The organism is Flavobacterium collinsii (assembly GCF_946903285.1).
Lineage (GTDB): Bacteria > Bacteroidota > Bacteroidia > Flavobacteriales > Flavobacteriaceae > Flavobacterium > Flavobacterium collinsii.
Map to the genome: position 1 here is coordinate 3619020 of NZ_OX336425.1, position 13551 is coordinate 3632570.

Annotated in this window: 10 protein-coding genes and 1 tRNA gene; 6 read left to right on the forward strand and 5 right to left on the reverse strand. The window is 34.5% G+C overall.

Annotation, left to right across the window (positions count from 1 at the left end):
• The 3 genes from OGZ34_RS14965 to aroB form a co-directional block, all read right to left on the reverse strand.
• Positions 1-969, reverse strand: a complete 969-nt coding sequence (locus tag OGZ34_RS14965) for a deoxyhypusine synthase family protein (protein ID WP_173966619.1) — start codon at positions 967-969, stop codon at positions 1-3.
• A 105-nt stretch (positions 970-1074) separates the two neighbouring features.
• On the reverse strand, positions 1075-2478 hold the full coding sequence (locus tag OGZ34_RS14970) for a type III PLP-dependent enzyme domain-containing protein (RefSeq protein ID WP_173966618.1): 1404 nt from the start codon (positions 2476-2478) through the stop codon (positions 1075-1077).
• 299 nt (positions 2479-2777) lie between these two features.
• Complete coding sequence (gene aroB, locus OGZ34_RS14975) at positions 2778-3845, reverse strand: 3-dehydroquinate synthase (protein ID WP_263360733.1); 1068 nt, start codon at positions 3843-3845, stop codon at positions 2778-2780.
• A gap of 270 nt (positions 3846-4115) precedes the next feature.
• Between aroB and OGZ34_RS14980 the strand changes: the two genes are divergently transcribed.
• Positions 4116-5285, forward strand: a complete 1170-nt coding sequence (locus OGZ34_RS14980) for a proline dehydrogenase family protein (RefSeq protein ID WP_263360734.1) — start codon at positions 4116-4118, stop codon at positions 5283-5285.
• Between the two features lie 86 nt (positions 5286-5371).
• On the opposite strand, the gene OGZ34_RS14985 is transcribed toward OGZ34_RS14980, so the two are convergent.
• Complete coding sequence (locus OGZ34_RS14985) at positions 5372-6679, reverse strand: OprO/OprP family phosphate-selective porin (RefSeq protein WP_263360735.1); 1308 nt, start codon at positions 6677-6679, stop codon at positions 5372-5374.
• 41 nt (positions 6680-6720) lie between these two features.
• Complete coding sequence (locus OGZ34_RS14990) at positions 6721-8511, reverse strand: ABC transporter ATP-binding protein (protein ID WP_173966614.1); 1791 nt, start codon at positions 8509-8511, stop codon at positions 6721-6723.
• A gap of 263 nt (positions 8512-8774) precedes the next feature.
• Here OGZ34_RS14990 and OGZ34_RS14995 point away from each other — a divergent pair.
• The 5 genes from OGZ34_RS14995 (at position 8775) to OGZ34_RS15015 (ending at position 13548) form a co-directional block, all read left to right on the forward strand.
• Positions 8775-8849: transfer RNA gene (locus tag OGZ34_RS14995), tRNA-Val, on the forward strand.
• A gap of 426 nt (positions 8850-9275) precedes the next feature.
• Positions 9276-9980, forward strand: a complete 705-nt coding sequence (deoD, locus tag OGZ34_RS15000) for a purine-nucleoside phosphorylase (protein ID WP_173966613.1) — start codon at positions 9276-9278, stop codon at positions 9978-9980.
• A 580-nt stretch (positions 9981-10560) separates the two neighbouring features.
• Positions 10561-11586 carry a ligand-binding sensor domain-containing protein gene (locus tag OGZ34_RS15005; RefSeq protein WP_263360736.1) on the forward strand — a complete coding sequence of 342 codons (1026 nt, stop codon included), beginning with the start codon at positions 10561-10563 and terminating at the stop codon, positions 11584-11586.
• 250 nt (positions 11587-11836) lie between these two features.
• Positions 11837-12796: a TolB-like translocation protein gene (locus tag OGZ34_RS15010; RefSeq protein ID WP_263360737.1), complete on the forward strand. Its 960-nt coding sequence runs from the start codon at positions 11837-11839 to the stop codon at positions 12794-12796.
• 245 nt (positions 12797-13041) lie between these two features.
• Complete coding sequence (locus tag OGZ34_RS15015) at positions 13042-13548, forward strand: Crp/Fnr family transcriptional regulator (RefSeq protein WP_173968481.1); 507 nt, start codon at positions 13042-13044, stop codon at positions 13546-13548.
• Positions 13549-13551 lie beyond the last annotated feature (3 nt).

Genomic DNA, 13551 nt, shown 5'->3' on the forward strand with positions numbered 1-13551 from the left:
CTATAAATCTAATAAATAAGCAAAAATTAATGGAGCAACAATTGTAGCATCCGACTCAATAATAAATTTAGGGGTTTTAATGTCTAATTTACCCCAAGTGATTTTTTCGTTTGGAACTGCTCCGGAATATGAACCGTAACTAGTTGTCGAATCTGAAATTTGGCAGAAATAGCTCCAGAAAGGAACATCGTGCATTTCCATATCCTGGTACAACATTGGTACCACGCAAATAGGAAAATCTCCTGCAATACCACCACCAATTTGGAAGAATCCAATTCCGTTAGTGCTATTTTTTGGATACCAGTCTGCAAGGAAAGTCATGTACTCAATTCCTGATTTCATAGTAGAGGCTTTTAATTCGCCTTTGATTACGTATGAAGCAAAGATATTTCCCATTGTACTGTCTTCCCAACCCGGAACAATGATAGGTAAATTTTTCTCGGCAGCGGCATACATCCAGCTGTCTTTTAAATCAATTTCATAATATTCTTCTAAAACGCCTGATAACAACATTTTGTACATGAATTCATGAGGAAAATAGCGTTCTCCTTTATCATCAGCATCTTTCCAGATTTTGTAAATGTGTTTTTGTAAACGACGGAATGCTTCATGTTCAGGGATACAAGTGTCAGTAACACGGTTTAATCCTCTTTCTAATAAAGCCCATTCGTCTTCAGGTGTTAAATCACGATAGTTTGGCACTCTTTCGTAGTGAGAGTGTGCAACTAAATTCATGATGTCTTCTTCTAGATTGGCTCCAGTACAAGAAATAATTTGTACTTTATCTTGTCTAATAATTTCGGCAAAAATTTTACCAATTTCTGCTGTACTCATAGCGCCAGCCATACTTACCATCATTTTAGCTCCGTTTGCCAATTGTTGTTCGTATGCTTTTGCAGCATCTACTAAAGAGGCAGAGTTGAAGTGTAAATAATGTTTTTCAATAAACTGACTGATTGGTCCTTTCATTTGTTCTTGTTTTTTTATTTTTTTTTGAATTAAAAGTTTAACCTTTTAGTGATACTGCAAATTAATAATTTTATATTTATTAACTTTTATTTGGCAGGTTTTTTTTTATACTTTTTTAGTATATCCTAAAATCTTTAACACATCGTCAGAAGTTTGCTGTTCTGAGAAAACTTCTGTGGCTAAAATGCCGTTTTCGTCACGATCTATTAAGATATGTTTAGGTTGTGGAATCAAGCAGTGGTGTAAACCGCCATATCCTCCGATAGTTTCCTGATACGCACCAGTATTAAAGAAACCGATATATAATGGCTTTTCTTTGTTGTATTTAGGTAAGTAAATAGCGTTCATATTTTGCTCTGAGTTGTAATAATCGTCACTATCACAAGTCAAGCCGCCTAATAAAACCCGCTCGTAAGTATCGTTCCAGCGATTTACTGCCAGCATGATAAAACGTTTGTTTATTGCCCAAGTATCCGGCAAAGTGGTAATGAATGACGAATCAATCATATTCCATTTTTCTCTGTCATTTTGTTGTTTTTGATACAAAATCTGATAGATAGCGCCACCGCTTTCGCCTACTGTAAAAGATCCAAATTCTGTAAAGATATTAGGTACATCTACTTCGGCTTCATCACATGCAATTTTAATCTGATTGATAATTTCATCAATCATGTACTGATAGTCATATTCAAAGGCAAGAGAGTTTTTAATCGGGAAGCCACCTCCAATGTTTAATCCGTCAAGGGTAGGGCATTCCTTTTTAAGTGCAATGTATACTTTGATACATTTTACCAACTCATTCCAGTAATATGAAGTATCGTTTATTCCGGTATTGATAAAAAAGTGAAGCATTTTAAGCTCCAGTTTATCATTTTCCTGAATTTGTTTTTTATAGAAAGAAACAATGTTTTTATATCCAATTCCCAATCTTGAAGTATAGAACTCGAATTTAGGTTCCTCTTCTGCTGCAATACGAATTCCAATTTTGAATTTTCCTTTGATTTCCGACTGAAGTAAGTCTAGTTCTTCATAGTTGTCAATAATCGGGATTGTGTTTTTATGTCCGCTGTTGATTAATCTTGCAATATTTGTAATGTATTCGTCTCTTTTGAAACCGTTGCAGATTACATAAGTACTTTTGTTGATTTTACCATTTTCAAGTAAATTTTCTACAATATTAACATCAAAAGCTGATGATGTTTCGATATGAATATTGTTTTTAAAAGCTTCATTCATAATGTATTCAAAATGAGAGCTTTTTGTGCAATAACAATAGTAGTACTTTGCATCATACTTATTCTTTTCCATTGATTTTCTGAACCAGGCTTTTGCCTTATTGATGTTCTCTGAAATCTGCGGTAAATATGTAAACTTTAATGGCGTACCATATTGTTCTACCAATTTCATCAAATCGATGTTGTGAAATTGAAGGTTATCTTTGTTTAATTTGAATTCCGCTTGTGGAAAGTAATAAGTTTGATTGATTAGATCAGAATATTTTGTATTCATTTATTTTTTAATATTAAGAGTGTGATTTTTAATTTTAGATGACAAATGTTCAATCTAAGATTCAAACCCTAATATTAGCAAATACAATTTGCAGTTTTTCGTGTTCTGCTTTTGAGCACAAAAAAACATCAAAACAAAACGGACTTTTACTATTATAAAAACGATTCAACATCCTTAGTAAGGAACTATTGAGGCGGTTTCTATAAGAGTTAAAATGTCTTTGTTTACTGTTTGTTTTCATCGTGGCAAATGTAAAAAATAATATATACCTAAAGCAAAGCTTTTTTATTAAAAAAAGTTTAAGATTTATAATCCTGAAACGCGTCTAGAATCAATTTATTTTCAACCGATTGGTTAATTTTTATTTTTCCGATTCCTTCGATTAATGCAAATTGAATTAAACCGTATTCATTTTTTTTGTCGTGAATAAGCAATTCAAGGATCGGATCAATATCATTTTCTTCAATCTTTACGTCGTCGTAAATGCTTTTAAGAGCGGTTTTAATTTCGGCGTATTCTACTGCTGTAATTAAGCCTTTTTGTAATGAAATATAGCTTTCCAGAATCATTCCAATGGCAATAGCTTCACCGTGTAATAGTGTCGTTTTGCTTTCGCTTTCTAAAAAATAACTTTCTATAGCATGTCCTAAGGTGTGTCCAAAGTTCAATGCTTTACGAATGTTTTTTTCAGTTGGATCCTGAATTACAATGTCATTTTTAATTTCAACAGAGCGGTAAATCAACTCGTCAAAATCGGCATAATCAATTGCATTTAAATCTAAAAACTGTTTCCAGTAGGCAGAATCGTAAATCAAACCATGTTTCAACATTTCGGCCAGACCGGAACGCATTTCGCTTTGTGGTAATGTTTCAAGATATTGCGTGTCAATTAATACCATTTGAGGTACGTTAATTACGCCAATTTGGTTTTTTAAATTTCCTAAATCTACTCCGGTTTTCCCTCCAACAGAAGCGTCAACCATAGATAGCAAGGTTGTTGGGATATTAATAAAATCAACTCCGCGTTTAAAAGTCGAAGCTACAAAACCTCCTAAGTCGGTTACAACACCGCCACCAAGATTAATAACGAGTGATTTCCTGTCGGCACCAAGCTCTGTAAGTACTTTCCAAACTTCTATACAGGTTTCGATATTTTTATTAATTTCTCCGGCTTCAAATTCAATAATTTCTATTGTCAGATCAGTTTCAAGTAAAGGAAGGAACTTTGGTAAACAATACTCATTGGTTTGATTATCGACTATAATAAACAAGTTAGAATATTTATTTTCTTTTAAGTGATTATTTAAAGCTTCGTATGCAGTTTGGTTAAAATGCACGAGATAATTATTGGCTTGAATGGATTGCATATATCAGTAGTTAATTGAAAGCGCAAAATAAGGCATTTTTCACTAAATAATATTCAAACTTCTGTTCTAATTTGTTTTAAAACGAATCATTCTATATAAGGTATATGGTGTTTGTTTTGAATTTTCTTTCAAAAAAAGCAGGATGAAGCAAATTCTTATATTACAATTTATAGAATTGTAACAATGTTGTTGTTGATATTGAAAAATTGGGTACTGATTAGTGAAGAATATTCAAAACTCTATCTATATTTGCATAAAAAACTGACCTTAATGGAAAAAATATTTGATAACACTCAGGTTGCATTTTCACTAAAAAGTGACACGGAACTTGATAGAGCTTATTTTCTTTTTAAAATGATCGACAGCCAGCCCTTAGTGAGGATAGGAACCGCTGTTACCAATTTTGCTATTAAAGCAAATCTTCCGGTAGAAGGATTGATTCGTGCAACTGTTTTTGACCATTTTTGTGGTGGTGTAAACGAAGACGATTGTATTACAGTGGTAGACAAGATGTTTACTAAAGGTGTTTCATCAGTGTTGGATTATTCAGTTGAAGGAAAAGAAGAGGAAGAGCAGTTTGATGCTGCTTTAGAGATGACTTTAAAAACCATTGAATTTGCTAAAGAACGTTTGGCGATTCCGTTTGCTGTATTTAAGCCTACAGGTTTTGGGCGTTTTGAATTGTATGAAAAATTAGGAGAAAAACAAACATTGACTCCGGCTGAACAGGCAGAGTGGGATAGAGTAGTAGCTCGTTTTGACCATGTTTGTAGTGAAGCCCACAGAAAAGATGTTGCTTTACTAATTGACGGTGAAGAAAGCTGGATGCAGGATGCAGCCGATGATTTGGTTGTCGATATGATGCGCAAGTACAATAAGGAGAAAGCGATTGTTTTTAATACCTTACAAATGTATCGTTGGGATCGTTTGGATTATTTGAAAAAATTGCATGAAGTAGCTAAAAATGAAGGTTTCTTTATTGGAATGAAATTGGTTCGTGGTGCTTATATGGAGAAAGAAAACAAACGTGCGGAAGAGAAGAATTATGTTTCGCCAATTTGTGTCTCTAAAGAAGCTACAGATATTAATTATGATGCTGCTGTTCATTATATGGCAGAGCACCTTGATATTATGTCGATTTTTGCAGGAACTCACAATGAATTGAGTTCTTATAAATTGATGGAAATGATGCAGGAGAAAGGAATTGCTAAAAACGATACTAAAATCTGGTTTGGGCAATTGTACGGAATGAGTGACAATATTAGTTATAATTTAGCCGAGAACGGTTATAATGTTGCGAAGTATTTACCATTTGGACCTGTAAAAGATGTGATGCCTTACCTAATTCGTCGTGCAGAAGAAAACACTTCGGTTGCCGGGCAAACAAGCCGCGAATTGTCTATGATTAAAGCAGAGCGTAAGAGAAGAAAAGGAAAATAAATTAAAGTTAAGTTCCAATAAATTAAAAAATCCCAAATCCCAATCGTAACAATTGGAATTTGGGATTTTTTAATTGGATTTTTTTTTTAAAACGAAACCTGACATTGTAAAACAACCATTCCTAATCGATCACTTTGTTTGTAGGCACCAAGAAGGGTTTTGTCGTAAATGGCTCTGTTTTGATAGTTTAAACTGAACTTTGGCCCCAAAGTACCTGTTGTGTAGTAATTCACGCCTAATTCATACATGGTCATTGGAGTGTCTAAAGCTTCTAAATCAGCAATTTGTGTAGCGGCGTAAGGCTGAAAACGGCCTTTTCTGGCTTCATTATCTGATTTCCCAAAAAGATATCCCAACTGGGCGTAATAAATATTTCCAGTTCCTACACCAATAAATCCGGCGCCTGAACCATTTATTAAAGTATTGTCTCCAATGGCAGGATTTGGTGTGTTAACGGACTGAATGTAGTTTTTGCCGTAATTGTTATTGTTGAAGGCTGCATAAGCTGTTATGGCGGCGCCTTTGTTATCAATAGGGCTGTCGTAGAAAACGTCCAGGCCTAAGATTTTCATGTCGTCGTAGGCAATCGTTGTATCGGGTGTTAAGTGCCACATGGCTTTGGCCTGAGTCATATAACCTAAAGCAATATTCAGGATCTTCTTTGTTCCTAAATAGGTTCCTTTGTGATAAGCATCTTCAAGTGATTCTTTGTCGAAGAACGAATAAGTCAGAATTCCCGAGTATTGCGCTCGTGGTGTTTGTGTGCTTACAGAAGAATTTATCCCCAAATTATCTGTTGTATTTCGGTACGGATTAGTAATAGCGGCACGGTAATTAAACTTGCCTAAATATCCTTTGGCATAAATGCTTAAATTTCTATTTCCAAATGTGGATGAAATGTTTGTAAACTGCTGATACATCGGTGTGTCCAGAGTAAGGTGTGATGAAGAACTGTTTGCTGAATAACGGGAGGTTCCTGCTCCCCAGGCCGTCAGTCCACCGCCGATATGCAGTTTTTCGTTGAAGTGATATTCTCCTAAAGCATCCATAACGGAAAGCGGTGCATTTGAAGGTCCGTTATTTTGAGTGAAATTAATATTGTTCTGACCTAGTTGCAGGTGAAAGAAAATATTCTCTGTCAGCATTCCCATAGCCTGCAAACGTAAACGTCTGATTACAATATCGTAAGTATCACTAACTTCATTTGTACCAATTTTGCTGCCCTCGTTCAATTCTGCATATCTTCCCCAAACCTGAAGATTCATTCCGAATTTGATGTATTGTGATCCGTCTTTGGAAATATTAACTACGTTAAAAGGTTTTTCCTGAGCGAACACAGTGATAGTATTTAAAACAATAAATAATAAAATTAAAACGATTCTTAAATATGGCATTACTTTAAAATTAAAATTAGTTACTACTATTTACATTCCGATTAAGAGTTGCTAAATTGAAGGTTGCTTAAGTTTTTATAAGTTCCATTCTCCAAATTGATTAATTCCTGATGTGTACCTTCTTCAGTGATTTTTCCATGATCCAGAACCAGGATTTTATCTGCATTTCTAATGGTCGAAAGACGGTGGGCAATAATAATACTGGTTCTTCCTTCCATTAAAACTTCTAAAGCTTCCTGAACCAGTTTTTCACTTTCACTATCTAAAGAAGATGTAGCTTCATCTAAAATTAAGATACTCGGATTTTTAAGTAATGCTCTGGCGATAGCGATACGCTGACGTTGCCCGCCTGATAGTTTAACACCACGTTCTCCTACTAAGGTTTCGAATTTTTCCGGGAAACCTTCAACGAAGTTAAAAGCATTGGCTTGTTTTGCAGCTGCTATTATTTCTTCATTGGTGGCATTTGGTTTTCCGTATGCGATATTTTCTCTAATTGTTCCGCCAAACAAGATAACGTCCTGAGGAACAATACTCATGTTGCCGCGTAGATCTTCTAAGTCATAATCATAAATGCTTTTTCCGTCTACAATTATTTCACCTGAAGTTATGTTGTAAAAACGTAAAAGCAGGGAAGAGATAGTGGATTTTCCGGCACCACTTGGTCCTACAATTGCTATTTTCTGACCGAATTCAGCTGTAAAGTTTACCTCTTTTAAAACCTCAACTTCTTTTCTTGAAGGATAACTAAAGGCTACATTTTTAAAGGCTACATTTCCTTTGATTTTTTCGATCGGAGTAGTTCTTGCCTTTGCATTAATTTCTTCAGGAGTTTCTTCCAGTAATTCAAAAACACGTTCGGTTGCACCAACCGCTTTTTGAATCTGAGCATACATCTCTGCAATACCTCCGAAAGAGGCTCCAATAAATGTGGTATAAAGTACAAAAGAAATTAAATCTCCAACACCTTCAACTTCACCTTTAATGGTTAAAGTGATTCCGTACCAGACTACAGCAACCACACATCCAAAAAGGCAAAGGATGATAAACGAAGCAAAGTAACCTCTGTATTGCCCGCCTTTAATAGCGATTTGTACAATTTCTTTAATTTTGTTTTTATAGCGTTGAAGTTCGTACCATTCGTTGGCAAAAGCTTTTACATTGCTAATTCCTTGTAGTGTTTCTTCAACAATTACCTGGCTTTCGGCTACTTTATCCTGTGTTTTCTTTCCGTATTTACGAATGAATCTTCCAAAGACAACTGCTGCTACGGCAACAATAGGTACAATGGCCAGCATCATCAGGGTTAACTTTGGACTGATGTTTCCTAGAATCACAAATCCACCAATAATTAAAATCAGCTGGCGTAAAAACTCAGCAATAGTGGTGGTGAAGGTATCTTGTAGTTGTGAAATATCGGCACTGATTCGGCTGTTTAATTCTCCAACACGTTTTTGGGAATAAAATGACATCGGTAGTTTTACCAAATTCTCATATAAAGCAAAACGGATGTTAGAAAGTGAATTTTCGGTAAAATTTACAAAAAGGGAAATTCTGAAAAAAGAAAAGATAGCCTGTAGTGTAAGAATAACCATAAGACCGACAGCAATTTCGTTGGCCCTGTTAAGGTTTTTATTTGTAACACAATCGACAAGCATTCCCATTAATTTAGGAAAGGCCAGGGCGGTAGCACTGGTTAATAAGAGAAAAACCAATCCCAGGAAAAATTTCCATTTGTGATTTTTACCATATTTAAAAATTCGAAGTGCTTTTTGAAGTGAATTAGAGTCTAATTTAGCTTTAGGTAAATCGTTTTCTTGATATCTAGGCATTTGAGTATACTATTAAGGTATGCAAATGTATGATTATAGCAAGTGAATACAAAAGAATATTCGAAATTAGCCTGTGAGTTTTCGTTTTTTAACTAAATGGATAAAATAACTTAAAAATATTTCCTTTTTAAGAGACTGATAGATAGATTGCTAAAGAATATTTTATAAAATTGCTTCATTTTTTTTCAAAATAAGCTTGTAAATGCAAAATCTAACTGTATATTTGCACTCGCAATCACAAACGATAGCAACCTAGTAAAATAGGGCGATTAGCTCAGCTGGTTCAGAGCACCTCGTTTACACCGAGGGGGTCGGGGGTTCGAACCCCTCATCGCCCACTAATTTTGAGAAACCTCCAAAGTCATTTGATTTTGGAGGTTTTTTATTTTATGGAAGGTCTATGGGGGTATTGTCAGTATTTTAATTAGCGAAAGCAAGAATAAACTAAAGATTAGTTTAGTTTGTTCAAAGCATTTTGATTTTTCATCGGAAGCGGTTGGGGGTTTGAATCCGACATCGCTCACGAATAATACCACCTCTAAAGTCATTTGATTTTGGAGGTTTTTTATTTTATGGAAGGTCTATGGGGTGTTGTTTGTGTTTTATTTAGCGAAAGCAAGAATAAATTAATGATTAACTTAGCTTGTTTAAAACATTTTGATTTTTCATTCGAAGAGGTTAGAGCATCATGTTTTGAAATAGTATTCAAATCAAGTAAATTGAAGTAGAGAAATATAGTTTATAAATCAAAAAAAAATAATAATATGAGTGCACATAACAATGCAAAGAAAGGTGATATAGCAGATTTTGTTTTACTTCCTGGAGATCCAAGAAGAGCAAAGTTGATAGCGGAAACATTTTTAACAGATGCCAAATGCTATAATGAGGTGAGAGGTATGTTGGGATATACCGGTTTTTATAACGGTAAGAGAATTAGCGTGCAGGGTACAGGTATGGGAATGCCTTCAATTTCTATTTATATTACGGAATTAATTGAAGAGTATGGTGTAGAAACGTTGGTTAGAGTTGGGTCTTGTGGTTCTATCCAGGAAGATGTAAACATGATGGATATTGTTTTAGCCATGAGTGCTTGCACAGATTCCGGGATGAATAAATTGAGATTTAATGGAAATGATTTTGCTCCTACTGCCAATTTTGAATTATTAAAGAAGGCCTATGAAATTGCAGAGCAAAATAACATAAATACCCATACAGGGTCAATATTGACCTCCGATTCTTTCTACACTGAAAGTCATTTAGGTGATCCTTTTTTAAATTGGAAAACTTATGGCGTTTTGGCTGTTGATATGGAAACAGCTGCGTTGTATTCTATTGCTGCTAAATACAAGAAAAAGGCTCTGGCTATTTTAACTGTATCCGATCACATTCTTAAAAAACAGGCTCTATCAGCGGATGATAGACAAGATTCTTTTAAAGAAATGATAGAATTCGCGTTGCAGTTAGCTTAAATAAACATAGGAATTAAATTGAGTTGAATTGTTAGGTTAGGGATAATCTTTGTTAGACTCTGACCGCCCACTAGAAAACTCTTTAAGAAATTAAGGAGTTTTTTTATATTCTGGATTTTTCTCACATTTATGTGTTTTATGAGAAATCGCACTAGTAATTCGACAAAGATTGATGATTTTAGGAGTGGAGTTTCTGTTGTGATTTCTCCTTGCGTCGAAATGACATAAAAACGAAACTCTGCCCTTTTAAAAGGATAATCTATTTGAAATACGGATATAATAGTTGACAAAAGAAATTAAGCGATTGAATTTGGAGATTTTAAAAGCTAAAGATCAACATATAAATGCTTTGGAAAAATTATTAAAAGAAAAATAGGATTTGTAAAGTTATATTATTTCCACAAAGAGACTTTCGAGTCTCTTTTTTTCGTTTTGGGAATTTTTTGTTCAACTGCTCCGGTTTTTTGTTTTGATTACAGAAAAAAGACCATGCTAAATATAAGAAATAATATTACTACAAATTATTAAGAATTATTTCTATTTTAGTTCGAAATAAAATCGAGACTAATATCAGAACACTATGAAGAAATACTTAAAGTTTTGTGCCTTGTTATCAATACTTTTTTTTTACACCTCTTGCCGACAAAGCCAATCGGAAGCAAGAAAAATCATTATCCACTCCGAAGCCAAAGATGTAGTTACATCTCATGGTCCTGAATGGATAACCCGGAATATCATACAGGACAGAAAGAATATTATTTGGATTGCTTCATTTTCTGGTGTTTATCGGTACGATGGAAAGTCTTTTACCAACATTACAACTAAGGTAATTTCGACCCGATTTTTTTCTCTCTTAGAAGACCGAAAAGGCAACTTGTGGTTTGGCTCTATTGGTTCTGGTGTTTATTGTTATGATGGTAAATCCTTTCAGAATTTCACAACTAAAGAAGGACTTCTCAATAATGAAGTTACAAGTATTTATGAAGATAAAAAAGGCAATATCTGGTTCGGTGTGTCGGGAGGAGCTAGCCGTTATGATGGGAAATCTTTTCGAAATTATATCATAGATGGCGACGAAATGAATGAGGATCAAACAGGGAAAACTTTTCCGAATAGGCGTCCTTACGAAGTTAATTCTATTATTGAAGACAAAAAAGGTATGTTCTGGTTTGCGACAAGAGGTAACACTTTTACTTATAATGGAAAGACGTTTTCTGTTTTCAGTCGCAATAAAAAACCTTTTAAAAATGTTCGTTCTTTAATCGAAGATAAAAAAGGTAATATCTGGTTTAGCGGGGAAGATGGTCTTTGGCGCTATGATGGTAATACATTTATCAATTTTGCACAGAATTTCACAGGTTATATAATTGAGGATAAAACAGGCAATATATGGACAAGTTCACAGAGGAATAACAGTCAGATTTGGGCGCTTCTTCGGTATGACGGAAAATCTTTATCTGATAAAAAGCCAAGTGTAACCGAAATTGCATTAGAAGGAAATGGTCTTTTTGGCATTTTAGAAGCTCGCGATGGTAGTATTTGGTTTGGATCTATGAAGGGAGTGCATCGCTATGATGGTACGACTGTCATGGATTTTATAAAGTAAAGACGTTGATAAATTTAAGATGAAATGGTGACCATATCGGAGAGATAAAATTTAGTAACGCGAACATGTCGTTTGTGCAAATTGAGGGTTTAATAGAATTATGGGTTTGTAATCACGTATATTTACGTATAGTTTCAAAGTAAAAATACTTTAGTTTTGAGTGTTTTAGGATTTCTTTTTAAAAATATAGCCAGGTTTTAAATAGTGAATCTAAGAGAAAAATGATTATTTAATCAATAACACGAATCGAATGATGAGCATTTATCCGGAATTAAATTGGGTTACGTTAGAAAAGGGCAATATAAATAGTTTTTTTAATGATTACCGCCCAGCAATTGGTCCGGATGGTAAAGCCGTAGTATTTGAACGAATATCATATAGTCCTGAATTAAGGACGTTGGTCACCAAACTTTTTATTGTTCATGATCTCAATAAGCCATCTCCGCGACTTTTTCTCACTGATTGTGATTTTCCTCAACAAACCAGACCTGCATGGACTGGTAATGCAATAGTTTTAAATTTAGAACAGGAGGGACGTCTTGCTGTCTGGACAGTGGATGTCAGCGGTAATAACCTAAAACAGATTGAGAACACAGAACATTGTAATTATCCACAATGGGCTATCAATCCATCATTTGAAGGTTTTGTTGTGATGAATAATAAAAAGTCGCTACACCAGCCACAACCGCATAGTACATTATTTGATGTTGACGGAAATAGGATTATTGCTAATATGAATGGTAAGGATACAAACGGTAATATGGTTTTTGGCGGTATGCCTGCAGTTTTTCCTGATAATCCCAGATCAATAGCGTTTGCCGGCCAGTCTTCAGCCGATGGTAGTTATAATCAGGAGGAAAACTATATTTTTCTTAATATTGAGAATGGGGAAGAATTTTTATCAGTACCCATGGAATCTTCGGCAAGTTTAGAGCACTTCGATAAGCACTTTCAAGGGCGTGCTCCTGCTATTTCGCCTGATGGAAACTATATTGCTTTCGAGAGCAATCGGGACGGCGGTTACGCACTCTATTTGTTCAATTTAAATAAACCTGAAAACGGTGCTGTCCAACTGACAGATTCGACAGTTAAACTCAATGCACAACACCCAAAGTTCTTTCCTGATGGTAGCCGACTCATTTTTAGTGCAGTACCTCCTGGGCATGTTCACAATTGTATTGCCTGGATGGATATTTCGGTATATTTATAATACTTTTTAATTTTCTTAGGGTGAATATGTGAATGGAATTGCTTCAAAATATGCCAGGATTAATGACCATTTCAAAAAATAAAAAAAATCGATTTACCCAGAAAGCTAATTCTAATATTCTTTTTTTGTGTAGTATTGCAAGATTCTATACCCGATAAATAGTGTTTACACTTGAACAAAGAGAAAGGGGAATACAATTGAATATTTTAGCTACAAACATAGTAAAACTCACGCCTAGATAGAGAATGAAAGAAATTATTGAACTTTCGGAAAAGACAATAACCATTGACAGAAACGAATTTCTTAAAGTGAAAGGTAGTATTGACACCAATATGTATTTTATAGTAAGCGGAAGTCTGAGGATTTTTGTTTTAGACGAATATGAAGAACGCACGATTAGATTTGGTTATAAAGAAAATCTAATCGTTTCACTGGACTCTTTTTTAACAGGTAAACCTTCAGATTTGTTTATGCAAGCCATAAAAAAAACAGTTATAAAAGTCGTAAGCAAACAACAAATAAACAAATTTTTAGAAACAGAAAGCAATAGAAATCTATGGATAAAAATTCTGGAAAATTTGGTAGTTCAGCAGATGGAACGTGAGGTTGATATCCTGACAAATTCACCAAAAGAAAGATATGAAAGGGTTTTAAAGAGAAGCCCACAGCTTTTTCAGGAAATCCCAAACCGACATATTGCCAATTATTTAAGAATGAGTGCCGAAACTTTATCCCGCTTAAAAAAGTCTTGACTT

Coding starts and splice junctions, on each gene's coding strand:
- OGZ34_RS14965 (WP_173966619.1), bottom strand. CDS start 969: ATGAAAGGACCAATCAGTCAGTTTATTGAAAAACATTATTTACACTTC.
- OGZ34_RS14970 (WP_173966618.1), bottom strand. CDS start 2,478: ATGAATACAAAATATTCTGATCTAATCAATCAAACTTATTACTTTCCA.
- aroB (WP_263360733.1), bottom strand. CDS start 3,845: ATGCAATCCATTCAAGCCAATAATTATCTCGTGCATTTTAACCAAACT.
- OGZ34_RS14980 (WP_263360734.1), top strand. CDS start 4,116: ATGGAAAAAATATTTGATAACACTCAGGTTGCATTTTCACTAAAAAGT.
- OGZ34_RS14985 (WP_263360735.1), bottom strand. CDS start 6,679: ATGCCATATTTAAGAATCGTTTTAATTTTATTATTTATTGTTTTAAAT.
- OGZ34_RS14990 (WP_173966614.1), bottom strand. CDS start 8,511: ATGCCTAGATATCAAGAAAACGATTTACCTAAAGCTAAATTAGACTCT.
- deoD (WP_173966613.1), top strand. CDS start 9,276: ATGAGTGCACATAACAATGCAAAGAAAGGTGATATAGCAGATTTTGTT.
- OGZ34_RS15005 (WP_263360736.1), top strand. CDS start 10,561: ATGAAGAAATACTTAAAGTTTTGTGCCTTGTTATCAATACTTTTTTTT.
- OGZ34_RS15010 (WP_263360737.1), top strand. CDS start 11,837: ATGATGAGCATTTATCCGGAATTAAATTGGGTTACGTTAGAAAAGGGC.
- OGZ34_RS15015 (WP_173968481.1), top strand. CDS start 13,042: ATGAAAGAAATTATTGAACTTTCGGAAAAGACAATAACCATTGACAGA.